General features: G+C 45.4%; 25 protein-coding genes. 9 read left to right on the top strand and 16 right to left on the bottom strand.

Annotated features, from left to right (window positions below; genetic code table 11):
• Window positions 1–184 precede the first annotated feature (184 nt).
• On the top strand, window positions 185–631 hold the full coding sequence (locus BC343_RS15785; protein ID WP_078348774.1) for a hypothetical protein: 447 nt from the start codon (window positions 185–187) through the stop codon (window positions 629–631).
• 140 nt (window positions 632–771) lie between these two features.
• Here BC343_RS15785 and bshB1 read toward each other — a convergent pair whose 3' ends face one another.
• The 3 genes from bshB1 to BC343_RS15770 are packed head-to-tail and all read right to left on the bottom strand — an operon-like array spanning window position 772 to window position 2,634.
• Window positions 772–1,497 (bottom strand): bacillithiol biosynthesis deacetylase BshB1, encoded by a 726-nt coding sequence (bshB1, locus tag BC343_RS15780; protein WP_078348817.1) that lies wholly within the window; start codon window positions 1,495–1,497, stop codon window positions 772–774.
• A gap of 7 nt (window positions 1,498–1,504) precedes the next feature.
• Window positions 1,505–2,017, bottom strand: coding sequence for a glutathione peroxidase (locus BC343_RS15775; protein WP_078348773.1), 513 nt, complete (start codon window positions 2,015–2,017; stop codon window positions 1,505–1,507).
• Window positions 2,017–2,634, bottom strand: a complete 618-nt coding sequence (locus BC343_RS15770; protein WP_078348772.1) for a DUF4294 domain-containing protein — start codon at window positions 2,632–2,634, stop codon at window positions 2,017–2,019. Before BC343_RS15770 ends, BC343_RS15775 begins: the two co-directional genes overlap by 1 nt.
• 109 nt (window positions 2,635–2,743) lie before the next feature.
• Here BC343_RS15770 and BC343_RS15765 point away from each other — a divergent pair, with 109 nt between their 5' ends.
• Both BC343_RS15765 and BC343_RS15760 read left to right on the top strand, forming a co-directional pair.
• Window positions 2,744–4,966: a RelA/SpoT family protein gene (locus BC343_RS15765; RefSeq protein WP_078348816.1), complete on the top strand. Its 2,223-nt coding sequence runs from the start codon at window positions 2,744–2,746 to the stop codon at window positions 4,964–4,966.
• Window positions 4,967–4,972: 6 nt separating this feature from the next.
• Window positions 4,973–5,230, top strand: a complete 258-nt coding sequence (locus BC343_RS15760; RefSeq protein WP_078348771.1) for a DUF7660 family protein — start codon at window positions 4,973–4,975, stop codon at window positions 5,228–5,230.
• Window positions 5,231–5,671: 441 nt separating this feature from the next.
• Here the strand turns inward: BC343_RS15760 and tnpA are convergent, their stop codons facing one another.
• The 5 genes from tnpA to BC343_RS15735 all read right to left on the bottom strand — a co-directional run bounded on the left by tnpA (window position 5,672) and on the right by BC343_RS15735 (window position 10,024).
• Window positions 5,672–6,133 carry an IS200/IS605 family transposase gene (tnpA, locus tag BC343_RS15755; RefSeq protein ID WP_078348770.1) on the bottom strand — a complete coding sequence of 154 codons (462 nt, stop codon included), beginning with the start codon at window positions 6,131–6,133 and terminating at the stop codon, window positions 5,672–5,674.
• A gap of 24 nt (window positions 6,134–6,157) precedes the next feature.
• Window positions 6,158–6,949 (bottom strand): DUF3050 domain-containing protein, encoded by a 792-nt coding sequence (locus BC343_RS15750; protein ID WP_078348769.1) that lies wholly within the window; start codon window positions 6,947–6,949, stop codon window positions 6,158–6,160.
• A gap of 202 nt (window positions 6,950–7,151) precedes the next feature.
• Window positions 7,152–7,706, bottom strand: a complete 555-nt coding sequence (locus BC343_RS15745) for a hypothetical protein (protein ID WP_162276881.1) — start codon at window positions 7,704–7,706, stop codon at window positions 7,152–7,154.
• A 122-nt stretch (window positions 7,707–7,828) separates the two neighbouring features.
• Complete coding sequence (gene fmt / locus BC343_RS15740; RefSeq protein ID WP_202909805.1) at window positions 7,829–8,746, bottom strand: methionyl-tRNA formyltransferase; 918 nt, start codon at window positions 8,744–8,746, stop codon at window positions 7,829–7,831.
• 51 nt (window positions 8,747–8,797) lie between these two features.
• Window positions 8,798–10,024, bottom strand: coding sequence for an exo-beta-N-acetylmuramidase NamZ family protein (locus BC343_RS15735; protein ID WP_078348766.1), 1,227 nt, complete (start codon window positions 10,022–10,024; stop codon window positions 8,798–8,800).
• Window positions 10,025–10,110: 86 nt separating this feature from the next.
• On the opposite strand from BC343_RS15735, the gene BC343_RS15730 reads away from it, so the two are divergent.
• The gene (locus tag BC343_RS15730; RefSeq protein ID WP_078348765.1) at window positions 10,111–11,331 is read left to right on the top strand and encodes an ABC transporter permease; all 1,221 of its coding nucleotides are present in this window, start codon (window positions 10,111–10,113) and stop codon (window positions 11,329–11,331) included.
• 86 nt (window positions 11,332–11,417) lie between these two features.
• On the opposite strand, the gene BC343_RS15725 is transcribed toward BC343_RS15730, so the two are convergent.
• The 8 genes from BC343_RS15725 to BC343_RS15690 form a co-directional block, all read right to left on the bottom strand.
• On the bottom strand, window positions 11,418–12,140 hold the full coding sequence (locus BC343_RS15725; protein ID WP_078348764.1) for an outer membrane beta-barrel protein: 723 nt from the start codon (window positions 12,138–12,140) through the stop codon (window positions 11,418–11,420).
• A complete protein-coding gene (locus BC343_RS15720) occupies window positions 12,137–13,630 on the bottom strand; it encodes a hypothetical protein (RefSeq protein ID WP_078348763.1) in 1,494 nt (497 codons plus the stop codon). Before BC343_RS15720 ends, BC343_RS15725 begins: the two co-directional genes overlap by 4 nt.
• Window positions 13,623–14,177: an RNA polymerase sigma factor gene (locus BC343_RS15715; RefSeq protein ID WP_078348762.1), complete on the bottom strand. Its 555-nt coding sequence runs from the start codon at window positions 14,175–14,177 to the stop codon at window positions 13,623–13,625. Before BC343_RS15715 ends, BC343_RS15720 begins: the two co-directional genes overlap by 8 nt.
• A 144-nt stretch (window positions 14,178–14,321) precedes the next feature.
• Complete coding sequence (locus BC343_RS15710) at window positions 14,322–14,753, bottom strand: hypothetical protein (RefSeq protein WP_078348761.1); 432 nt, start codon at window positions 14,751–14,753, stop codon at window positions 14,322–14,324.
• Between the two features lie 51 nt (window positions 14,754–14,804).
• Window positions 14,805–15,608 carry a nucleoside triphosphate pyrophosphohydrolase gene (mazG, locus tag BC343_RS15705; RefSeq protein WP_078348760.1) on the bottom strand — a complete coding sequence of 268 codons (804 nt, stop codon included), beginning with the start codon at window positions 15,606–15,608 and terminating at the stop codon, window positions 14,805–14,807.
• Window positions 15,609–15,743: 135 nt separating this feature from the next.
• A complete protein-coding gene (locus BC343_RS31870; RefSeq protein WP_078348759.1) occupies window positions 15,744–17,282 on the bottom strand; it encodes an alpha/beta hydrolase-fold protein in 1,539 nt (512 codons plus the stop codon).
• A gap of 217 nt (window positions 17,283–17,499) precedes the next feature.
• On the bottom strand, window positions 17,500–18,198 hold the full coding sequence (mnmD, locus tag BC343_RS15695; protein ID WP_078348758.1) for a tRNA (5-methylaminomethyl-2-thiouridine)(34)-methyltransferase MnmD: 699 nt from the start codon (window positions 18,196–18,198) through the stop codon (window positions 17,500–17,502).
• A gap of 127 nt (window positions 18,199–18,325) precedes the next feature.
• Entirely contained in the window at window positions 18,326–18,652 is a 327-nt protein-coding gene (locus BC343_RS15690; RefSeq protein ID WP_078348757.1) for a hypothetical protein, read from the bottom strand.
• A 349-nt stretch (window positions 18,653–19,001) separates the two neighbouring features.
• Here BC343_RS15690 and BC343_RS15685 point away from each other — a divergent pair, with 349 nt between their 5' ends.
• The 5 genes from BC343_RS15685 to BC343_RS15660 all read left to right on the top strand — a co-directional run bounded on the left by BC343_RS15685 (window position 19,002) and on the right by BC343_RS15660 (window position 24,854).
• Window positions 19,002–20,042, top strand: a complete 1,041-nt coding sequence (locus tag BC343_RS15685) for a polysaccharide pyruvyl transferase family protein (protein WP_078348756.1) — start codon at window positions 19,002–19,004, stop codon at window positions 20,040–20,042.
• A gap of 542 nt (window positions 20,043–20,584) precedes the next feature.
• Window positions 20,585–21,406, top strand: coding sequence for an N-acetylmuramoyl-L-alanine amidase family protein (locus BC343_RS15680; protein ID WP_162276880.1), 822 nt, complete (start codon window positions 20,585–20,587; stop codon window positions 21,404–21,406).
• Window positions 21,407–21,620: 214 nt separating this feature from the next.
• Window positions 21,621–22,715 (top strand): Gfo/Idh/MocA family oxidoreductase, encoded by a 1,095-nt coding sequence (locus BC343_RS15675; protein WP_078348754.1) that lies wholly within the window; start codon window positions 21,621–21,623, stop codon window positions 22,713–22,715.
• A gap of 500 nt (window positions 22,716–23,215) precedes the next feature.
• On the top strand, window positions 23,216–23,908 hold the full coding sequence (locus BC343_RS15665) for an ankyrin repeat domain-containing protein (protein WP_143822218.1): 693 nt from the start codon (window positions 23,216–23,218) through the stop codon (window positions 23,906–23,908).
• A 139-nt stretch (window positions 23,909–24,047) separates the two neighbouring features.
• Window positions 24,048–24,854, top strand: coding sequence for an alpha/beta fold hydrolase (locus BC343_RS15660; protein WP_202909804.1), 807 nt, complete (start codon window positions 24,048–24,050; stop codon window positions 24,852–24,854).
• The last annotated feature ends 51 nt before the right edge of the window (window positions 24,855–24,905 follow it).

Here is a 24,905-nt window from a genome sequence, read left to right as displayed (position 1 = left end):
CTACAAGCGCCTGATTTCTCACCATCAGGCGCTTTTTTTATTTTGAATATACTATAATCGCGGTATAGCGTTATTATATATATTATTAATTATTATATAACGCTATGCTGTTACATAGTTGGAATAATTAACGTATTGTAAAACATCGACTTATAATTATATACAAACAGGGTTACATTTTAGGATGAACAGACACATTGAAAAATTAAAAAAACAACTTGTGGAGATAGCAGAAGTTGTTAATTCTTTCCAGTCTGAAGCAGTGCAAGTGAGAGTTGTAGACAGGCTTTTAGACGAGATAATGGAATCGGAGCGGGTGGAAGCGGAAGGATCAGAAGTTTTCAATAAGAGGGCGCGCAAAGCCACAGCAGAAAATGACGACCAACAGAGCCTTTCCCCCCAAAGGCGCAAAAAACCGGGTGCAACCAAAGTGCTGAACCAATTGCTTAGCAGCGATTTTTTCCGCACCCCGCACTCTATATCGGCCATTGCCGACTATTGCAAAGAAAAGTTCGATTCGGATTTCAAAACTTCAGAGTTATCGGGCATACTGCTAAAGCTTGCTAAAGAGAACAAACTGAAACGCGAAAGAAGCAACGAACATAACCGCTTTGAATACGTAGGCGTTTAAAAACAAGGATGCCGCTCCATAAGAGCGGCATCCTTGTTTTTAGTCCGAAAGTCGGGAAAGACCGAAAGTCCGGAAGTAGGATCCGTGTGTCGGCAAATCCGTCTTTCGGACTTTCCGACATACGGACTTTCGAACTCCTCCTACCGGAGTTCAAACAAATTATCCACTCCTAATATCTTCCTCGAAGTAAAGCCCTCCGCATATTTAGCATTGATGCTTTTGCCGTATTCGCGGCCGCGGCCGTTTATCTGTTCGATGAAATCGGGCGAGGAGATGTAGGTTTGCGGCTCGTCCTCTTTATACTCCGGATTGTGGAACTGCGAAGCGTATGCATATACGCTGGCTATTTTTGTATCCCAATACTCGGTAACGTCTACCAAAATATCGGGTTTAATGTAACGGTCCTGTATAAAATGCAACACCTGTGTTGGGCGCCATGGTTCCTGTGCGTTGCCATCGGCATCAAAGGTTTCTATACGGCGCAAGCCTGAAAGGAAGCTGGCAGCCTCAACCAACTCGTTCGCGCGCCCATGGTCGGGGTGGCGGTCATGATAGGCATTGGTGATTACTATCTCGGGCTGGTATTTGCGTATGGCGGCAATTACCTTTAGTTGATATTCCTTGGTGTTCTCAAAAAAGCCGTCGGGCAATTCCAAATTCTCGCGAACGGTTAAGCCAAGTATTTCGGCAGCTTTGGTGGCTTCCTGTAAGCGTATTTCGGCAGTGCCGCGGGTACCCAATTCGCCGCGGGTGAGGTCGGCAATACCCACTTTGTGGCCCATGGCCAAGTGTTTAAGTATTACACCGGCGCAGCCAAGTTCGGCGTCATCCGGGTGTACGGGCAAAACTAATATATCTAATTTCAACATAAATTTATTTTGAAGCAACATCAGCCGGCGCCAGCAAGCGCTGTATCTTTTTTCTTACTTTGGATGATGTTGGTTTGGTGAACGGAAAAAAGTAATCAACAACCCTGCCATCGCGGCCTATCAAATACTTGTGAAAGTTCCATCGCGGGGCAGAGCTTAGCACCCCATTCTCTTTTTTATCGCTCAGGAATTTATAAAGCGGGTCGGCATAGGGGCCACGCACACGTATTTTATCGAATACAGGATAATTGCTGCCCTGAATACTGCAAAAGGCTGCTATAGATTGGCCCTCGAGGGGTTCCTGCCCGCCAAAGTCATTAGACGGGAAAGCCAATATCTCAAAATCCTGCCCTTCAAATTCGGTTTTAAGGGCGGCCAAGTCTTTCAACTGCGGGGTAAAACCACATTCGGATGCGGTGTTTACGATGAGCAGTACTTTGTTTTTATAGTCGGACAGGGTAACGGAGTTGCCGTTCAACGTTTGCACGTTAAACTTGTAGATGTTCTGAGTATCCATTAATTATAGCTGGGGTTGTAGCCTGCGGATTGAAGTATCGCTTCGATATCCCGCTGCTCCTCCCGGTCGTAAGTCTCTTTCAGGTCGTGCCCGAATATTTTCGCTACCGACTGGATAACAAAGGCATTAAAGCCGCCTTTCAACTCCTTCACCATGGCAAAACTGGTGTTGCCGGTTTCGCGGTTAATGAGTTTGATGAGTACTTCGCCCTGTGTTATAGTGAGGTCTTTAATTTGTTTGTTAAAAATGCCTTTTACTTCTGCTTCGCAGGCTTTCATTAGTTCTTTTTGCTGCTTTTTGTCGGCTGTCATAGCCAGGTCGCGCTGTAGCTGGCGGTAGCGTTTGCCCGCAAATTGGGCGTAAGGCAGTACTTTAAGTACATTGTAGCGCAAACGGTAAAAGTTGGCCCTATCCTGCGCGCTGGCAAAAATGCGGGTATCAACAATGCGTACCTCGGGCGTAACTATCCAGGGCACTAATTCGCCATCAAGCTTTGTCATGAGCGTTTTGATGGTATCATTTTTGCCCAGTGTTACGGGTAGGGCAGTTTTTTCTACCTGCGCTTTTAAAGCGCCGCACAAGCAACAAAATACAAGCAGAAAAGCAATAAATTTCATATATTTACTTGAACACAAAATTAACGCATTTTATTTCATTTTTTATATCAACCTGCAATAATAAATATTGTTGCAAGTTGATGAATATATAGCACTTATTAGCCTATACATGAAAGATTTAGTGATTGACCTGGAAGCCGAGAAAACGGAGATACTAAAACGCTACCGGGCCTTGCTACGCGCCAGTAAATCAACCCTGCAAAAGGGCGACAAACGCATGATCCGCAAGGCCTTTGATATGGCCCTGGAGAGCCATAAAGATATGCGCCGTAAAAGCGGTGAGCCTTATATATACCACCCTATAGCGGTGGCGCAAATTGCTGCCGAAGAAATTGGGTTGGGTACAACATCTATCGTATGCGCCCTGCTGCACGATGTGGTAGAAGATACCAACGTAACGCTGGAAGATATTGAGATGGAGTTTGGCAAAAAAGTAGCCAAAATTATCGATGGCCTTACCAAAATATCGGGCGTGTTTGATACCAACAGCTCGTTGCAGGCCGAGAATTTCCGTAAGATGCTGCTTACCCTTGCCGATGACGTGAGGGTGATACTGATAAAACTGGCCGACCGCCTGCACAACATGCGCACCATGGAGTTTATGCCGCGCGATAAGCAGCTGAAGCTCTCTTCAGAAACCGTTTACCTATATGCCCCTTTGGCACACAGGCTGGGGTTGTATGCCATAAAGTCGGAATTGGAAGACCTCTCCATGAAATACATGGAGCGCGAAACTTACTCGTTTATTAAAGTTAAGCTGAACGAAAAGAAGGCGGAACGAGAAAAATTCATCCGCGATTTTATTGAGCCGGTAAAAAAGGTTGTTGCCGATCAGGAACTCCACGCCGATGTTTTCGGAAGGCCAAAATCTATCCATTCGATATGGAATAAGATGAAAAAGAAATCGATACCATTTGAAGAGGTGTACGATCTTTTTGCCATCCGTATTATTTTGGATAGCACGCCCGAGAGCGAGAAGGCCGACTGCTGGAAGGCTTATTCCATCATCACCGACCTGTACCGCCCTAACCCCGACAGGCTGCGCGACTGGATATCGTCGCCCAAAGCTAACGGTTACGAAAGTTTGCACACCACCGTAATGGGTCCGCGCGGGCAATGGGTTGAGGTACAAATACGCACCAAGCGCATGAACGAAATTGCCGAGAAGGGTTTCGCCGCGCACTGGAAGTACAAAGAATCGACCACCGATAGCGGGCTCGACCAATGGGTACAAAAGGTGCGCGATATGCTGAAGAACCCGGATTCGAACGCGTTGGATTTCCTGGATGATTTCAAGATGAACCTCTTCAGCGATGAGATATTCATTTTTACGCCGAAAGGTGCCCTGATACAATTGCCGCTGAATGCCACCGCGCTCGATTTTGCCTTTGAGATACATACCGATGTAGGCGCAAGCTGTATAGGTGCCAAGGTAAACCACAAACTGGTGCCCCTGAGCCACAAACTGCAAAACGGCGACCAGGTAGAGATCATCACCTCGGGCAAACAAACGCCAAAAGAGGATTGGCTGAGTTTTGTGGTTACGGCCAAGGCAAAAGCCAAAATTAAGTCGGCCTTAAAAGAGGAGAAACGCAAAATAGCCGAAGATGGTAAGGAGATACTGGAGCGTAAGCTGAAATCGCTGAAGATTACCTACAACTCCGAGAATATTCATAAGCTGAGCTACTTCTTTAAGCTTGCCTCTACACAGGACCTTTTCTACAATGTGGCCAAAGGCCTTATTGACATGAAGGACCTGAAAGAATACCAGGCATCCGAAAAAGTTATAGAGGCTAAGCCGCAGGATAAGATAGAGGCCGATCAGCTGCAGTCTATCGTACGCAGCATAAAAACCAAAGACAGCGACGTGCTGCTTTTTGGCGAGGATATGCAGAAGATAGATTACAAGCTGAGCAATTGTTGTAACCCCATACCGGGCGATGATGTATTTGGCTTTGTAACCGTAAGTGATGGTATCAAGATACACCGTACCAACTGCCCTAATGCTGCCAAACTAATGGCCAACTACGGCTACCGTATTGTAAAAGCCAAATGGACCAAACAATTAGAGTTGGCCTTCCTGACAGGCCTGCGCATCCGTGGCATAGATGAGGTGGGATTGATCAACAAGCTTACCACCGTAATATCTAACGATTTTAAGGTGAACATCCGCAGTATTACTGTGGATAGTGATAACGGGATATTTGAGGGCTCGATAATGGTTTATGTGAACGATACCGAGCACTTGAACAACCTTACCAAAAAGATAATGCTGATAAAAGGCATCACCTCGGTAGAAAGGTTCGATTCGCCGGTGGAGAAGGCATCGTAACGGGGTATGGACGAAGCAGCAGATAAACTGGAAACCATTAAAACCCGCGAAGATTTTGTTGAGTTTACCCAATTGCTATTAAAAAACCTGGGAGAGCATCCCGAGGATTGGGAGAACGTTACGCTTAAGGATTACCTTGGCGCCATTGCCGCCTGGACAGAAGATATGGATGGGTATTACCGGAATATGCAATTACCCATGCCTGCCAATGTTGATTGGAAAGTATTTGCTAATATTTTGATGGCAGCGAGTATTTACGAGTAAGATAAAATAGCACGACGTGTAAAAGAGCATTGCCGGTTACCCCATTAGGGGTATTAGCTTTGTAGAACATTGCTCGCCCCAGTTTCTTGCGCCGTAGGTGCAATGCTTTGTGTTGATGCTAGGCAGATACGCTAAAGTTTTGCACCTACGGCGCAATTATTTATGATCTTTTTTCTACAAAGCTTAGGCCCCTAAACGGGGTCGGGAATGAGTTGTATAAAATCATTGATTGTAATAGGTTACCCCTTTAGGGGTAAAAGCTTTGTAGCACCCTGAACCAAACATTCTTTGCGCCGTAGGTGCAATGCTTTTCGTCTATGCCCGCCATGCAGTTCAAGCTTTGCACCTACGGCGCAAGAAAACATAATGTTGGGTTTTCTACAAAGCTTTAACCCCTAACGGGGTAAGGACTTAGCAAGTTTTGATTTGAAAGTTCAAAACTCATTCAAGTTCTTTAAAAATATACCGCTCATCAAATTCAACTTCGAAATCAATGAGCATCTTTCGGTATTCATCCAAAAAGCGAACCTTTTGATGGTGTTGCTGCTGGTTATGGATATACTTAACCACATTATCAATCTGTGATTTACTATGGCTAAACGCGCCGTAGCCATCCTGCCATTGAAACTTATTCCGTGTTAGTTTTTCTTTGTTAAGCCACTCGGATGATTCACCTTTTACCAATCGCATCAGATCTGAGATCGATTGAGATGGATTTAAACCAACGAACATGTGCAAATGATCCGGCATGTTGTTAATGGCTAACATTTTATGCCTATGGTTTTGCGTTATAGCTACAATATACAGCCTTAATCGCTCGTCCCATTCAGAATCTAACTGGGCTGCACGATATTTAACGGCGAAAACAAAGTGAATATAAAGTTGGGTATAGGTGTTAGGCATAATTCAATTATACCAATTTGATACCTATTCCACAACCTCCGCTTTCATCTCTTGTAAAATACCATCCCAAAGCGCTAAACGTGCCTGCAATGCTGCCTTGACGGCGGTTGTGGCTTCCTGCCATTTGGTATCGTCGTTACCACAGAGTTCGGCGGTCATTTGGTAGGCGAGGTGCGAGTGGTGGTCGCCATCTACCTCTATATGGCGCTCAAGGTAATATAGCAGTATCTCTACTTTGCCGGGTAGCTGCCCGTTCAGTTTCTTCACCATTTCTATGAACATGCCGGGTATCAGGTCCTCGCGGCCAAAGGTGAATACGGCTGCGGTAACGTGATTTTTGTTGGCCGCTATTACATCGAATGTGTGCTTTACAAAGTTGCGTGCCGCAACGGGCATATCGGCTTTAGCCAAAGCATCGTTTACTGAAGCATGAACACTTAATTGTTTAAATAACGAAAGTATCGCCGAAGCATCGCAGCCTGCCTGGTCCATAGCGGCCAGGTAGAGTTCGAAGTGGCTGGTACGGTTGCCGGTATGGTCAACGTCGCTTTCTTCGCCGGTTACTATCTCGTTTATCAGGTAACGTGTATTGGCATTACCAACGGGCATCCACGGTAGAGTGGTACAGGTAAGGTTTTGTTGCAGGGCTTTTAGCAAACTCATAAAATCCCAAACCGCAAAAATGTGGTGCTGCATAAAGGCATGCAAATCGGGCAGGGTATTAATATTATGGTAAAGCGGGTGGGCTATCAATTGATCGCGCAGGGGCTGTATCTCGGTTTTCAGCTGCGTTATTCTCTGGTTCTCTTCGGTCATCACAAAACAATAAACGGCAAAGGTAAGGTTTTGGATGGTGGGGATAAAAGAGTATTCGTTTTAAGAGAGATTTGCAACTAATTTTCGACCATGGACATACGTGATGCTATGTCTGTTTTTTCATGCCAATTATATGCCTTTACATATAATCGGTGCAAAATCTACTAATTATATGTGTTTGCATATAAAAGCTTAGCTTAAACTAAACCACCCAGCAATTAAACTTATAAAGTTTCGCCCATGCGCCATCGGTATATCTAAAAATATAGAGGCAACCACTACCACTCCCGTTCAGGGAAATTAAGGCATATCTGCGGTTTTTAGAAAAAACGGGTTTCGAAAACCTGTATAGGTCTTTGTCTTCAACAGGCATCTCTTTTTCGTATCGCTCAAGCGCCTTGTTCATTTCTTTCTCATAACGTTTTTTGGACATATTGCCTTTGTACCTAAATGGAACGTATCCGTCTGCCCGTATTTGCTGTACCACAGAATCGGGAGCTTTGTAAGCCACAATTTTTGTTATTTTATAGCTATACGAATATTTAACTGGCTTTTGCAGCACGCATTTTGCGTTAGTGAGGTGGTAATTGCTCCAATCAATAGATGAGGTATCGTTTTCAATTGCTTCTATAAAATCATGTACAGGTACATCCTTTAAAAGTTCTTTTTCGTTTTGCAGGATATCAAAATCCCATTTATCAAATTCGATATTTACCCCTTTTTTGTACAAATAATAGAATTTCGCTTTTGGGTTCACACGTTCACGAGAGGCAGCATTTATAAGGCTGGCTATTAAGCTGTCAGGGGCGGATTGTGCAAAAACGCTGCAACCGATGGCTGACAGCAAAATGATTAAAACCAGCCTTTTCATCACACTCCTTAAAACTTATTCCCCCTCAAAAACTCCTCTATACCCATACGCTTTTTGCCTTCCAGTTGCACGTCGGTTACGCTTACGTAGCCATCAGTAGCGGCAAATTTTAGGTGGGTTTTGTTGTCGGTTACGAAAGCACCGGGATCCAGACCCGGGTCGGTTATTTCTGGGGTGGCGTAAAATACCTTTAACGTTTTGCCCTCTATGGTTGTGAATGCTGCAGGCGAGGGGCTAAGGCCGCGGATGAAGTTGCAAACCTGTTGCGCCGGTTTGTCAAAATCTATAATGCAATCCTCCTTGAATATTTTAGGGGCATGCTTTAATTCAATATTCTCTATAAGATGTTCTTGCGGGTGCTGGCTGTAGCGGCCGCTTTCGATGCCTTTTACGGTTTTTACCAATAGGCCCGCGCCCTTATTCATCAATTTATCGTGCAGGTCGCCGGCGGTTTCGGTACCATGCAGGGTTACTTTCTCGGTGAACAGGATGTGCCCGGTATCAATTTCATGCGTGAGCAAAAAGGTGGTTACGCCGCTTTCTTTTTCGCCATTGATGATGGCCCAGTTAATAGGGGCTGCGCCTCGGTATTGCGGCAGTAACGATGCATGCAGGTTGATGGTACCCTTTGGCGGCATATTCCAAACAACTTCGGGCAACATCCTGAAAGCTACTACAACTTGAAGGTCGGCTTTTAGGGCTTCCAGTTCTGCTAAAAATTCGGGGTTCTTCAGTTTTTCGGGCTGTAAAACTTTTAGTCCGTTGGCTACGGCATACTCTTTCACTGCCGACTGGCTTACTTTTTTGCCGCGGCCTGCCGGTTTATCGGGGGCCGTTATAACGGCAACAATATTGCAACCTGCGCTTATCAGCGCATCGAGCGAGGCAACGGCAAAATGGGGGGTGCCCATGAAAATGATTCTCATATATACGGTAGTGTAAAGATCTAAGTAAAAAGTAAAGTAAGGTTTCCGACCTTATTTGTAAAGCAGGTATTTGCTGCGCGTGGCCTTGAATTTTGATAAAGCAGGCTCCCAGCTTGCCCTTATTTCATCCTCGGTTTTGCCGGCAATTATTTGCTGCTGTAAAATGGGGCTGCCGGCCAGTCTGGTGAGGTAAGGGATAAAGAATTTTTCTTTATCCGGGTATGCTTTATAAAATTCTATCAGCCACGCTAAATTAAGCTTTTTCTGTTGGCGCAGCGTGTCGGTATTGTAATCTTTTAAGCTAATGCCGTAACAAAGCTGCCCTTTAAGCGGCGGGTTGTCGCTTACGCCGGGTATGCTTACCGGGGTGAACGTGTAAGGGTATTTACCCTTTAATAAGGGGCTGCCTAAAATCTGGAATGGATCTGGTGTGCCACGGCCCAGGCTGATGTTGGTGCCCTCGAAGAAGCAGATATGCGGATACAGCAATATCGACTGTGCCGAACTCAGGTTTGGCGAGGGATTAACGGGTAGCACATACGGTTTATCATGCGTGTAGTTAGCCACTTTAAATATCTTTAGCTTGCACTGTACTTTGTTTTTAAGCCAGCCCTCGCCGTTTATCATTTGGGCGTATTCGGCTATGGTCATGCCATGTACAACGGGGATGGGGTGCATACCTACGAACGAGCGGTACGCTGTATCAAGTGTTGGTCCATCCACGAAGTAACCGTTGGGGTTGGGGCGGTCCATTATTACCAACTCGATATTGTTTTCGGCGCAGGCCTCCATTACATAGTGCAGGGTTGATATATAGGTGTAAAAGCGTGTGCCTACATCCTGCACATCAAATATCATGAGGTTAATGCCTTTAAGGTCTTCTACAGTTGGTTTAAAGTGTTTGCCATAGAGCGATATAGCAGGCAGGCCTGTTACCGGGTCTTTACTATCGCCAACGGTTGCGCCATCACTGGCGTTGCCGCGTATGCCATGCTCGGGGCCAAATATCTTTTTAACGGTAACGCCCAGCTTCAGCAGGCTATCAACCAGCGGTACCTTTTTGGGGCCGATGATGGATGTTTGGTTTACAAGCATGCCTATGTTTTTGCCCTTCAGGTAATCGAGGTAAAGCGATACCTGGTCGGCAGCGGGCATAATGGTGGTTGTGAGTACTTTTATGGCGGTTTTGTGTTGGCGCGGGGTTTGGGCCAGGTTATCGCAAGTGAAAAACAGGCAGCAAATAAAGGCGGCGGGTATTAATAGCTTTATCTTCATCATAAATTTTATCAACTTAAAGCAAATTTAAAAGCGGCTTGTTTAACCTTAAAAACGCATATTTGCGAAGGTACAAAAATCATTCAGCATTGAGTTTCGCCCGTTTTATATCAAGCCGCATTATCCTCAAAAGCAAGCGCACGTTCTCGAAACTTATTGTGCGCATAGCCATCGTAGGTATTATGCTGGGGCTGGGCGTAATGATACTTTCGCTGGCCGTTATTAAAGGTTTTAAACAGGAGATACGCGAAAAGGTTCGCGGTTTTGCCGGCGATGTACAGATCGTAAAATCTGACCTGAATAATTCTTACGAAAATTCATCTTTTATCCCCGAAGCTGACCTGGTACCTAAGTTAATTGTCAATCCCAACGTTACTTCCGTAAACGCCTACGCTACCAAGCCGGGCATTATTAAGGCCAATAACGAGATAGAGGGCGTGGTGATGAAGGGAGTTGATAAACATTACAATTGGCGCTACCTGCAAAAATCATTAGTGGGCGGCAGTGTGCTTAATTTTGCAGACAGTGCCGAAGCCATGAAACAGGTATTGATATCGCAGGTGACAGCCAACCGCCTTAAACTACGCGTAGGCGACGACCTAATCATCTACTTTATACAAGAAACTCCGCGCAAGCGTAAACTTACCATAAAAGGCATTTTTAATGTAGGGGTTGATGAGGTAGATAAAACCTTCATCATAGGCGACCTAAACCTGATTAAACGCCTTAACGACTGGAATAAAGGCGAAATAGGCGGCTACGAAATACGCCTGAACGATTTTAACAAGATAAACTACACGGCAGATTGGATAGACAATAAGTTGCCTATCCTGCTAAAATCATACACCGTATTTGATAATTATCCTACTATATTCGAGTGGCTTGGCTTACTGGATGTGAACGCCGTGGTGCTATTGGTGCTGATGACGGCCGTAGCGGTAATAAACATGATATCGGCCCTGCTGATCATGATACTGGAGCGTACAGCCATGATAGGCATGTTCAAGGCCATGGGAGCGCGTAATTGGGTTATTCAAAAGATATTCCTTTATAATGCTGCTTATTTGATAGGTATTGGCTTACTATTGGGTAACCTGCTTGGACTTGGCTTAGGCTTTTTTCAGCAATACACACATTTCTTCAAACTCGACCCGGCGAGTTATTACATGACCTTTGTGCCCATTAAGTTTACGCTGAGCGATGTGGTGCTGCTTAACATTAGTACGCTATTAGTATGCTTATTGGTGTTGATTGTGCCGAGTATGCTGGTAAGCCGGATTTCGCCGGTGAGGGCTATAAGGTTTAAGTAGGAGAATATCGAACACCGAATATTGAAGTAAACCTACTTTGGAATTGGATATTCGAAGTTCACTATTCGAAATTCTTCTTTGAATTTCTAAAGCAACCTATACCCCAAACCAACCCTAACAACCCTGCTGTACGCTTCGTTGGTACCACCAACATAGCCTTCCATGTAATTGCGTAAGCCGTGGGCATAACTTGCGTTTAGGCTGAATTTGTTGAGGTGTGCAGCCAGTCCAAAACGCAGGCGGAAATCGGTGCTGATGGTTTTGCGGTCTACATTGGTTTTGTAGGTGGTGCCATCATCTGTTTTGGCGCTGCCTTTTTCGCGGGCATCGGTTATAAAACCAATATCGGTACCGGCTAATATATCAAGCTTAATTTTGCTGATGGGGATGCGATAACCAAGGTGTGGGTTTAAGTTGATGACGGTATTTTTAATGGCTGTGCTGCCATCTGCTGCCATAGGGTTACCCGGACCGCTTGAAATTGGATTGTATATAACTATTTCATTGATATCAACCTTACTTCTCAATTGCTCAAAAGCGGTTTGTACGCCAACTATAAAACCACCCTTACTCACTAATTGTGCTTGTGCGCTTAATCCATAGCCAACGCCAAATTTATTACCATAGGGGCTGTTGGTGTATTCGGAATTGAAATGCCCCCTGCTCACCAGCATCATTGCTGAAGATGCTGAAGATGCGCCGCTATACTTGAATAAACCAGAGTAAGCACCTGCGGTCAACTCCAATTTTTGCGCCGATGCAGCAACAGCAATTGCAAGGCAAACAACACTTAGTAGAAGTTTCTTCATTTTTTGGTGGATTTGAAGTTGAATTTCAGGTTGAGGCCACCGGCGCCAAATTGTATACTTTGGCTACCCATACCACCCAGCGGATATTTCAGGAAGGGCTCTACCACCAATCTGTTTTTACCGATAGGGAAGCCGGTACCAAAGCTAAGATTCAATGTTTTACCAAAATAAAAGCTGTTGAAACTTTGGGTGGTGGTTTGGTCTTGCTGGCTGGCTGTAGAGTTACCCAAGGCGTTGTAATTGTTGTATTGATAGTGGTAAGTATAACGCTCATCAATAAAAGTACCCGAGCTTAAACCCGCCGAAATGTAGGTGTCGCTTTTCTCGGGGTTAAACTCATATTTAATATTGATAGGTACATCAAGCCCCACCAAACGCGCACTCGATCCTTTTAGCTCGGCAACAGAGGCTGCGGGATTCACCAGCCCCTCTGCAGCAGATGGAAAACTGTAACTTGCCGACATGGCCTTACGGTCGTAACTGCTGTTGCTGTTAACCGGGGCACCATTAGCATAGCTCAACGAGTTTTGGGCCAGCGCCACACCGGTTGATAGTTTGAATTTTTTACCCAGGCGGATATCTGATGTAAAGCCCGCACCCGCATTAACCTGGTTAGCGCTGCCCTCGGCATAGTTTAAATAGGTGGCTGCGTATACGCTGAAGTTTACTTTCTTAGGCTCTTTCGTTTCCGGCTTCCTCTTAGCAACCTGTTGTTGGGCCTCCTGCTTAAACAAGTCCTCCATCGTTTTAGGCTGTTGTTTTATAACCGGGCTTACTGGTTTGTTATCGGCGTTATTTACGGTAGGCTGTGCGTTAGCAGCAATGGCTTGTTGGTTTGCGTTGTTAACCACAACAGTTTTATCCGTAGCGGGCGCATCCGTTTTAACAAGCGGAACAATTGGTTTTTGCTGCGCTACATTGTTTGCAGGTGCATCCGCAATTGTATTATCCGGCGTAATACGCTCATCTTTTTGCTTGGCCTGTTGCTTGTTTTGTGTTGCCACGTAAGCAGGTGCAGGGCTTACTAATCTGCCGTTTACCACAGCATTATTTGGCGCGGTGGATGTTGCATCGGGCGCGGGGCTTATGGCCTTATCAAATCCGTGTACGGTGATCTTGTTTTTACCCGCAGCAGGTTGCGTCGGCGAAGCAGAGGCAACATTGTTAGTGCTTATCGTATCAATAGGTTTTAAGCTATCGGCATTGTTGGTTTCAGCGTTAGTTTTATTAGGCTGTTGTATAGTCGTTTTATGGCTGTCGGCAATAGTGGTTTCTGCGTTTTGCTTATTGTTAAACCACAGGCCTACACCTAAAAACACCAGCAATACGGCTGCGGCGCTGCTCCACCATAGCCAGGCAATTTTGCGTTCCTCTTTCACCGGGAACTTCTTGCGGAGTTCGAGCCACGCCTCATCGGCCGGAGGGAATTCGTAATTATCAAACACCTCCGTGATGCGGTTCTTCAGCCTTTCGTCAAACTGCTCATCCATGGTTTTGTGTTTCTGTTGTTAATAACTGCCTTAATTTTTCTTTCGCCCGGCTCAAATAAACCCTTGATGAACTGGCCGGCAGGTTTAGTATGTTTCCAATTTCATCGTGATTGTAGCCATCAATTTCGTACATGTTAAAAATGGTAAGCTGTAGCTGCGGCAGCTTCTTCATCAGCTTTAAAATATCCTGTGCATTCAGCCTTTCAATAGCGCTTGCGTCGCTGCCTACGCCTACGGCATGGTCCAGATCCATATTGGCCTGGTGCTTTAGTTCCTTTCGGCGCCTGTCAATAGCGGTATTTACCACTATGGTGCGCAGCCAGGCCCTAAAGGGCTTATCGGTATTATATGTATTTATATAATTAAACACTTTTATAAAAGCATCATTTACAACTTCTAATGCATCATCCTGGTTAAGGCTGTAGCGCACGCTTATACCCATGGCGTAGCCATAAAACTGCTTATATAGCAATTCCTGGTATTTTAGGCTGCCTGTTTTGCATTTACTTACTATCTCGTCTTCAGTAATGCGGTGGGTTAGATGCATTAAGTGCTGTTAGTTCTGCTAAGTGTTAATGGTGTTACGGGCTGTAGTTGCAAAACGCTACAAGGCCCGTAAAATTTTTTACATGACGCTATTGCCGGCAGCAAAGTTACCGCCGGTAATTTAAAATAACATCAGGGGAGTGTATTAGTTTACCTTCTTAAGGTCGTACTGCAGGGTAAGGGTATCGGCACTGTTAAATACCATTTGCAGTGCGCCGCCACCATCGTAAAAGTAACTATATGTGCCGTTTAGCTGCGTTTTGGCACCGCCATGGGTATTGTCCTGAAAAGTGAGATTGCCGCCATTTAAGCTGTAATGCCCGGTGCTGCCTGCATGAAGGTTTGTGGTGTCGCCAAGTACTTTAAAGGTGGTGCCGTTTTGTAATACCAACTGAATGGCTGCTTTTATAGTATCTATATTAGTGAAGCCGGGAGTGCGGTGCAATAACCTAAATTCGCCGCTGAAGGTGCCGGATGGCAGGGGTGCGGGATTGGCCGATTTATTTTCGGCACAGCCACCTAACAATGCAATTGTTAAAACAAGCGCAGGCGTTAAATAGGTAAAGCTTATTTTCATTGTATAACAGGTTAACGGTTTTTGTACAAACGCTGTAACCTGTTATATATTTTAGGCCTTTTTAGCTTCGTTCCAAAAAACATCCATTTCGGCCAGGTTCATGTCCTGTAGTTGCTTACCGTGTTCTTTAGCTTTACCCTCCAGGTACTGGAAACGCTTAATGAATTTGCGGTTAGTTTTCTCCAGCGCATCCTCAGGGTTAATGTTGATAAAGCGGGCATAGTTAATGAGCGAGAACAGCAGGTCGCCAAATTCGGCTTCGGCTTTTTCATGGTCAATGGCCACATCGTCGTCTACATTAAATTCCTGCTTAAACTCTTGTAGTTCTTCTTCTACCTTGGCCCAAACCTGCCCCTTATTATCCCAATCGAAACCTACGCCACGTGCTTTCTCTTGTATGCGCGATGCTTTTACCAGCGCCGGAAGCGATGCCGGTACACCCGCCAAAACCGATTTATTACCTTCTTTTAATTTGATTTGTTCCCAATTGCGCTTTACATCTTCCTCATTGTTCACCTCGGTATCACTGTAGATATGCGGGTGACGGTTAATAAGTTTATCGCAAATACCGTTGAGCACGCCGGTGATGTTAAAATCATCCGTTTCTGATGCAATGCGGGCGTAAAACACCAGGTGCAGCATAATATCGCCCAGCTCTTTTTTTATCTCGGGCATATCACCACCAAGTATAGCGTCGGATAGTTCGTACGTTTCTTCGATGGTGAGATGGCGCAGGCTCTCCATGGTTTGCTTTTTATCCCAGGGGCAATTGGTGCGCAGATCGTTCATGATGGTAAGCAGGCGCTCAAACGCACCCGACGGCGTAGCCGAAGCAATAGGCGGAGTTATTGGCATAGGCTGCAAAGATAACAGTTTGCAGTTGGCAGTGTGCGGTTTGCAGTTGCTTTTTTAGTTTGCAGATTTTTTTCAGTTTGCAGTTGCCGGTTCGCAGTTTAATAATTGCGACGCCTACTGGAAACTGCAAACCGCTTACTGCAAACCGCCTACTGAATACAACACCCCAAACGGAACCGTCATCCCGTTTTTGGTTTTTAGGCCGGATGGGGTTATATAGCTCAGCTGCAGCTTAAAATCTTCTATCTGGTGAAAATACTCTATCCTGATGGGGTAGAAGCCCTTTTTGAGCGGTACTACGTATGATGAGCTGCTTTCGTTGTAGCTGCCCTGCCAATCTACCAGCATCCGGTTGTTGATGTAAAGCTTTGAGTTTTTGTCAGCTTCTAATCCCAAAATGTAATAGCCATCTTCTTTGGCTTCTATAAAACCATCCAACACCATGGCGTAATGGTTTTTGCGCGGGAGTTTATCGGCATCAAAGGTGGTGTCTGCCAAGCCTTGTTGTTGCGGTTTTAGGTTTTTTAGTTCGGTTGCGGTTTTGTAGTCGCCTTCGTAGTAGGCGTAATGCAAACCTCCGGCTCGGGCGTTTTTGGGTTTGGCCGCAGGTTTCCAGGTATCTTCTAAAGTGAAGGTGCCGGTTTTTGTTTTGTCGTACCGGCTGCGGTTGGTAAATTGCTTAAAGCTTAGTGTAGCGGCTTTATCCAGCACAATATCAGGCGTTGCTTTTAGCGAAGCAAGGGTAGGGATTTCGCCGTTAAGGGTATAGTGAGTGCTGGCGGTATCGCCCATGTACCATACCGTTAAGGGTTGCTTTTTATCTATCACGCCGGCCATCGGGTGAAACTCTATCTTACCCGTTTCCCACCCGTACGAAAATTTTAATCCATCGTAAGTGGTTTTAAACCGCACCGAGGCGTGGGTTTCGTTGGGGTATTTGATGCTTTTCCATTTCAGGTTGGCAGGCGCATATTGTTGCAGCACGGTATCTATGGGTGTTATTTTCATCCCGTCGCCTTCGGTGCCTTCGCGGCTGCTAATGAACAGGGTAATGCCGGTGGTTTGTATGGCCTTTAGTTTTTCGGGAGCGATCTTTTTAATGTATTGGTTTTCCCACCACAGGCTTGGGTCGGCAGCTATGTACGATTTGAAGGCCGATGGTTGCGTTAGCAAAGCATTTATAACAAACAAGCCACCAAACGAATGCCCCCACAAGGTATTATCGCCATTAGTCGGATATTTCTTATTGATGTAAGGGATTAGCTCGGTAGTGATAAAATTGAGGAAATTATCAGCGCCGCCCGATGTTTTAAATTCAGAGATGTGGGTAGGGGTAAGGTCGTGGTTACGGTCGATACCCAGTACGCTTACAATAATGGTTGGCGGCATATAACTTTCGCCCTCCACAAAACGCTGTATATTTTTAATAAGCCCTGTGTTCCAGTTCCCGCCATCGAGCACGTAAAGCACATCGTATTTATCGGTGCTGCCGGGTTTGTAACCTTCGGGAAGGAAAACCTGCAGCATACGTTTTTGCCCCAGTATGGGCGATTGCAGCGAGTCGAGATACTGTATATCTTGTTTAATAATAACGGTATCCTGTGCCTTGGCGGCAATGTTTGTACAAGCAATTAATGTTATCAGCAGAAATAAGCGCGTAAAGGGTCTTTTCATTTTTTTGCAAATAGGATTTTAGGAGCAGCAGTAATATACTAAGTATTTATAAGACTACGAGGTGGGAGTTTAGGTTGCAGTAAAAACTCTCTTCTGCACTCGAATTTTTAAAGAATTTATGGAATGGGCAGAATGAGCAAAGACTTTTATTTTGTTAGTGACTGAAATCGCCCAAACTCGATTTCATAAAATACTGCTAACTGCCCTCTGCCCACTGCTAACTGGCAATAGCCCTCAACATCTCCCTCTTCCCCGGTGCGCCGGGGGCTTTTTCCACTTTAAGCCCAAGGGATTTTATGCAACGTTTAAGGTTGCCGGTAATGGCGTAGGTTACAAATACGCCACCGGGTTTCAGGAAGCTGATGGTATGGGCAATGGCCTCATCTGTCCACATTTCGGGCTGATGGGCCGATGCAAAGGCGTCGAAATAAATTACGTTGAATTTCTTATCGGATGTAAAAGTTTGTAGTTGGCTGTGAACGGTTTGCAGGGTTACAAAGTCGTTAACGCCTGCCGGTGCCGACAACGAGGCGGGATAATGTTCTAAAAAGCTTTGCCAAAGCGGGGCGGAAGTATACTGATGGTACCCGGTTTGGCTCATCATTTCGGCACTAAGCGGGTAGGCTTCTATACCGCAATAATCAAGATGGATGTTTTGCGTGGTGCAGTAGTCGGCAGTTAACAAAAAGTTTAACCCGGTGCCCAAGCCAACCTCTAATACGCTTATTGATGTAGGCGGGGCTTGCTGCAGGCTGATGAAGTGCTGAAGCCCCTGTTGCAGAAAAACGTGCCGGCTTTCCTGATGGGCACCATTACGCGAGTGGTAATTTTCGCCAACCAGCGCGTTGTAGATGGTGTTAGAGCCATCGGCAGTGGCAACTATTTGCAGGTGGTTTTGTTCTTCGCTGGCGCTCATAAGCGCCAAACTTAGGAATAATTGGTTAGAGATGAGAGGTTGAAGGCCAGAGTTCAGTTAAATTGAAAATGGCCACTCCACCTTTTTTCCATGGAACTATCAACCATGAACCATCAACTATAACCAATTATGCTACCATCGCAAGCAGGTTGTTCAACCTGGTGCAGTATTCGGGTAACGATACTTGTCCGCGGTCGTAAGCAGCAACCAGGTCATCCAGTTGTTTGGCTATATCGCGGCGGTTCTCGTGGTTAAGCTGGGGTTTAATAGCTTTCAGTTTATGGTTTATGGCTTTTGCCATTAGCAATGGTTTTACATCCTGTGTTTGCGCCAGTATGCCATTCATTTTTGTGCGCTGCGTTTTATCGTACCTTAATATGAAGTAAACTATAGTGCTGCCCAAAAGCAGGAAGAAGAAGAAAATGCCGGTAGAGTTTGAGAATAATGCGTCCATAACCTGTACTTATAAATTATACCTGTAATACGCAGCACAATAACAATAGGTTGCAGATAAAATTAATTTTAGCGAAACCTATGGGTTGTGTATGTTTTTAAGTTCCTTATTTTCAAATAATTAAAATTGTAATTGTGGAAAACTTCCGGAAGGTGGATATTGCATACAAACCAAAAAGCAAAGTGTTTGTCTTAGGGCGTCATTTTGGGATATGGGAGATAAGGTTACACAGCAGCGGAATGCCTGCTGTAGTTTGATCTCTCAAACACTTATTCAAATGCCTTTTCGCCTTGCCCGTTCGGCATTTATCCTTATTTTAGCCCAATAAAAGGGCATCTATCACAAATTTATGGGTTTAAAAAAAGGCGTACTTATATACGAATCGGGTTACAGGAAAGACAACGTTGGCGATTATGTGCAAAGCCTGGCAGCATTGCAGTTTTTAGGCGGCAAAGCCGATGTTTATTTAAACCGCGAATTGTTGAACGAGTACACCGGCGAAGAAGTGGTCCTTATTATGAATGGCTGGTTTACCCACCACCCCAAAAACTGGCCGCCTGCAAAAAGTATCCTGCCGTATTTTATATCCTTCCACCTGAATGTACTGGCGCAGGAACACTTTTTAAACACCCCGCAAATTGTTGATTACCTTAAACAATATGCCCCTATTGGCTGCCGCGACCGCAAAACCGCAGAAGTACTAAACGCCAAAGGTATAGATGCTTACTTTTCGGGTTGTTTAACGCTAACCCTTGGCGAAACCTTTACCGACCCGGTGAAAGAGCGGAAAGCCTATTTTGTTGATACCAAATACGAACCCATTAAGCGCGATAGCTCGCTGATAGGTTTTACCTGGACATTGCTCACCAAATACAATACCATAAAAACCATATCACAGCGCCGCTCGGGCTTTACCAACCTGCGCTGGATGATACGCGCAGCCAGTTTTTATAAAAGTTACTCGCCTTATTTTACCGACGAGGTACTTACGCAAGCCGAGTACATCAAACATGCCGATCCGCTGAAGACCTACAAAGACGAGGACGAGAAATTTGAATACGCCCGCGAACTATTGCGTAAATATGCCAAAGCTGCATTCGTGGTAACCAGTCGCGTGCATTGCGCCCTACCATCGGTAGGCATGGGCACGCCTGCCATTTACGTGAACGACCTGAAACAGGACGAAGTAAGCTTTTGCCGTATGGATGGCCTGTTGGAACTCTTCAACCTGATTGATTTTGAAGACGGCAAACTCACCCCGCGCTTTAACTGGGGCGGCGGTAAAATCGGCTTCGACACGAAGTTGAGCAACAGCCCTGCATACCTCAAACTGAAACAGGGATTAATGGAGAAGGTAAAGAGTTTCGTTGCTAAACATAATATCGCTTAAAATACGAGTAGTGCAACCAGGCAATTCTTTTGACAGGATTAAGGGATTGCAAGATTAAAACAGGACTTTTTAACAGGATGACAGGATTTGTTGATTAAGCAGGATTAAAAATCGGTGGAATTTTTTTTTAATCTGTGTAATCCCAAAAAAAAATCCGGCCTATCCTATCTATCTCAAAATCTAATACGACTGAAGGATCTATCGATTTGCACGATTCTTTAACAGTATGACAGAATTTGTTGGTTAAGCAGGATTAAAAATCGGTGGAATCAATTTGAAATCTGTGAAATCAAAAAAATAAAAAATCCTGCCCATCCTATCCATCCTCAAAATCCTGTCCAAATTTAGTTTGCAAGAATAATCGTGTAAATCGCTCCATCCTTAAATCGTGTTAAACCATGGGCTCTTGTTTTAGTCTCTCATAAAACAATCTTGTCTGTTTAGCCTTTATAGGGACGAGAGCCATTTATAATCGTGTAATGCCGGCAAATAATTCAAAAACACGGGGTTTATACCTCGAAACTATCATATATCTTTGCGCCATGTTTTTTAAGCCCTTTAACGTAAGAGCTGTTTTGTTAGCTTGTTCTTTATTCTTGATCGCCGCCCATCGCCCGGCGCATGCGCAATCTGGCACTAAGCCCGAAGATTCTACCCGCTCGTTTCGTTTTAAAACCATCGTGATAGACCCCGGCCATGGCGGTAAAGACCCCGGCGCGCACGGCGCTTACAGTAACGAGAAAACCGTGGCCCTCAGCATTGGTAAAAAGCTGAAAGAAGCCCTTAACGACCAACTCCCCGGCATCAATGTGATCATGACCCGCAGTACTGATAAGTTTGTGGAACTGCATAACCGTGCCGATATTGCTAACGACAGTAAAGCCAACCTGTTCATCTCTATCCATTGCAACTCTACCCCGCAACGTGTGGGTACCCGCCGCGGTGCTATGCTGCTACTGTATGGTTTCCACCGCAAACAGGAACAATTGGAGGCTCTGCGCGAGAACGCCTCTATTTACCAGGAGAAAGATTATAAAGAAAAATATAACGGCTATGGCGAAGATGCCGCCATGAATGCCATTGTGCTGGCGGCCTTTCAGCAACGCTACCGCAAACAAAGCGTACAATTTGGCGAACTGCTTGATACCGAATTTACCGATACCGACGGCCGCCCAAGCGCCGGCGTAAAAGAGCAGGGCGTACTGGTGTTGCAACAAAGCGGCATGCCGGGCCTGCTGATAGAAACGGGTTTTATAAATAACCCCGACGACGAGCGCTACCTCAACTCGGCAGAAGGGCAGAACGAGATAGTGCAGTCTATTATTCGGGCGATAAAGAAGTATAAGGCGGGCTTCGGTAATTAAAACAGGATTAAGGGATTTAAGGATTAAGCAGGATTTTTGCTTATAAACTCCCTATCTTGGAAGGGGTGTGGCTGGTTGCGCGCAAAGGCAGGGAGGGGTTTAGCCACAATGCCTAACCACAATACAACCATTCACCACTCTCTTATTCAACCATTCACAAAATATTTTCCCTAACTTTAAATGCCCCTTGTAAACCATCAAGCCATTTATCGTTATGAAAACCAATTACCAAGTTTCTCGCAGAGGTTTTATTAAAACCGGTGCAGTTGCCGCTACGGCCTTAATGTTGGGCAATGCCATAAACGCCCTGGGTGCCCAAAAGAAAATGGGCGTTGCACTGGTGGGGCTGGGTTATTACAGCGGCGGGCAACTGGCCCCGGCCTTGTTGCAGACTAAAAACTGTTACCTGGCGGGGATTGTTACCGGCACGCCGCAAAAAGCTGCAGACTGGAGCAAAAAGTACAACATCCCGCAGAAGAATATTTACAACTACCAAAACTTCGGCGAGATAGCTAAAAACCCGGATATCGATATCGTATACATTGTTTTGCCGGTAAGCATGCACAAAGAGTTTACCATTCGCGCAGCGCAGGCCGGCAAGCACGTTATATGCGAGAAACCTATGGCACTAAATGCTGCCGAATGCCGCGAAATGATAGCCGCCTGTAAAAAGGCCAACAGGTTACTATCTATAGGCTACCGCCTGCATTTTGAACCGCATACCAAAGAAGTAATGCGCCTGGGCCAGAAAAAGGTGATGGGCAAAGTAACGCAAATAGATACCGGCAACGGCTTTACCTACGGCGGCGACCCCAATGCCTGGCGCTTAAAGAAAGCCCTGGCAGGTGGCGGCGGCCTGATGGATATGGGCATTTATTCTATCCAGGGTTCGCGCTATACGTTAGGCGAGGAGCCTATAGCTGTAAAAGCCACACAGGAAAAAACTAAACCCGAATTATTTAAGGAGGTGGACGAAACCGTGTTTTGGGAACTTAAATTTCCAAGCGGAGCCAAGGTAACAGGCAAAAGCAGCTACAATAACAATTGGGGCTACCTGCACGTAACCACCGAGAATGGCAACTTTGAACTGGAACCTGCATTTGGCTACGGCGGGCTGGATGGTAAAGTGAATGGCAAGCCCATGAATATCCCTAACATAAACCAGCAAGCCGCCCAAATGGACGATTTTGCCACCTGCGTTGCCCTCAACAAACCCAGCCGCGTACCCGGCGAAGAAGGCTTGAAAGATATGAAGGTAGTTGATGCCATTTACCGCAGTTTGGATAGCGGGAAATGGGAGAACATATAGTAGAATTACAGTAGGAGTGAGAAATTATATCCCACATATTGTTTTGCTTGTGTTGATATTGTCGATACTTTTTTTGACGCTATTAGTGTCGCCATACAGGTACGAATGGGAACCCGACTTGAAGCAAACAGATGAAGATGCTGTGTTAGTTTTGAGGATATTATTTCTATTGTTGTTCGCCTCCGCTGGTGTTGGGATTTTTCTTGCTTACAAGAAAAGGCAAAAGATCAAATACTTTTACGTTGTAGTTTTCGCTGTGGTTTGTATTCAGTTGGCAAGGACTTTCTTTTTATAAAACATTAGCGAACGTTATTAAACAAAAGCCTTAAATGCAAACCACCGATATCATTAATCCCATCTTTCTGCAGGCAGTTGAAGCTATTGACTGAGGTGATATCGATAAGCTACAGCAGCTCATAACCGAAAACCCCGACCTCATTACCAACCGACTGCAAACTACCGAAGAAGGCTACTTTAAAGACCCGTACCTGCTATGGTTTGTGGCGGATAACCCCATCAGGCACGAGAAATTAGCGGAGAACATTGTAGCTATAACCAAATTGCTGATAGGGGAGGTTAAAACCAAAGCACCCGAAACGGCACAACAGCAGTTGGACTATTGCCTTGGCCTGGTAGCCACGGGCCGCATACCACGCGACTGCGGCGTGCAAATAGCCATGATGAAGGCACTGATAGATGCCGGCGCACAACCCGGTGGCGGCATGGGGGCTTTGGCTCACGGCAACACCGAAGCGGCTAATTACTTAATTGAGCGCGGCGGAAAATTAACCTTAGGCGTGGCCATTGGCTTGCGGCGAATGGATGATATAGCTCGTCTGTTAACAACAGCATCGGATAACGAGAAACTGGCGGCGCTTACGGCAGCGGCATTTTATGGACAGGTGGATATGGTTAAGTATTTATTGGATGAAGGCATTAGTCCTAATGGCTATCCCGACGCAGGTAGTGGTTTTCATCATCATGCCACGCCACTGCATCAGGCGGTATGGTCGGGTTCGTTAGAAACGGTTAAGTTGCTGGTAGAGGCTGGTGCTGATATACACGCTACAGATAAAGTTTACGGTGGCACACCGCTTGGCTGGGCGGAGTATGCCCCCAACGAAGTGAGTGATGACGCAGAGTTGAAGAAGTATGCTGAAATAGCGGAGTATTTGAGAAATGCAGTAAAATAAATAACTATCTCTGATATGATATTCAAAAACGAATCCTGAATAATCCTGCCTATCTTTAAATCCTGTTAAAGATCGCGGGAATCATGTCCTATCGGTGGAATCAAAAAAATAATCGGTGAAATCCCTAACTAAATTATATATGCGCATTAAACGACTGATGTTATTTGTGGTGGTACCGCAACTGCTAACTTTACTGGGCTGTAAACCAAAAACTATGTATGGCAATAACCCCGAAGCCGGGCACTACTACAATGTGAACGGCATTAAAATGTATGTAGAAGAGTACGGCAGCGGCAAGCCCCTGCTAATGATACACGGCAACGGCGGGGACATGAGCTCGTTTACCGATAACGTGCCCTACTTCGCTAAAAAATACCGGGTTATATTGGTAGATGGCCGCGCACACGGCAAGACCATCGACCCGCGCGATTCACTTACCTTCGAGCAAATGGCCGACGATTTTGCTGCCCTTTTAGATACCATGCATGTGCCCAAAGCTTACGTGTTGGGCTGGAGCGATGGAGGCATCAACGCCCTGTTGATGGCCATGCGTCACCCTGATAAGGTAATCAAACTGGCATCTACGGGCGCCAACATCTGGCCAGGCACTACTGCTATTGATCCTAAGGGCTGGGAAGAAAGCGTGAAATATTATAACGCTAACAAAAACCGCGTTTGGCAAACGCCCGTCCTCAAAAATAAGTGGAAGGTATTTATGCTCGATCAGTTTCAGCCAAACATAAAACTAACCGAACTGCAACAAATAAAATGCCCTGCATTTATTATAGCCGGCGAGCACGATGTGATAGTAGATAGCCATACACGCCTCATTCAGAAGAATATACCCAATAGCGAATTATGGATAGTGAAGGGCAGCGGGCACGCCACGTTGATGGAAAAAGCCGACGAATTCAATAAAAGAGTAGATGAATTCTTTGAAAAATAGGGGCTTTGTCAGCGCTGTTTCACAAAATAAATGTTTAAACATTTATTTTGT

Source organism: Mucilaginibacter pedocola, assembly GCF_002013915.1.
Classification (GTDB): domain Bacteria; phylum Bacteroidota; class Bacteroidia; order Sphingobacteriales; family Sphingobacteriaceae; genus Mucilaginibacter; species Mucilaginibacter pedocola.
Note: the sequence above shows the minus strand (reverse complement) of the source record. Positions and strands in the feature narration are given on the sequence as shown.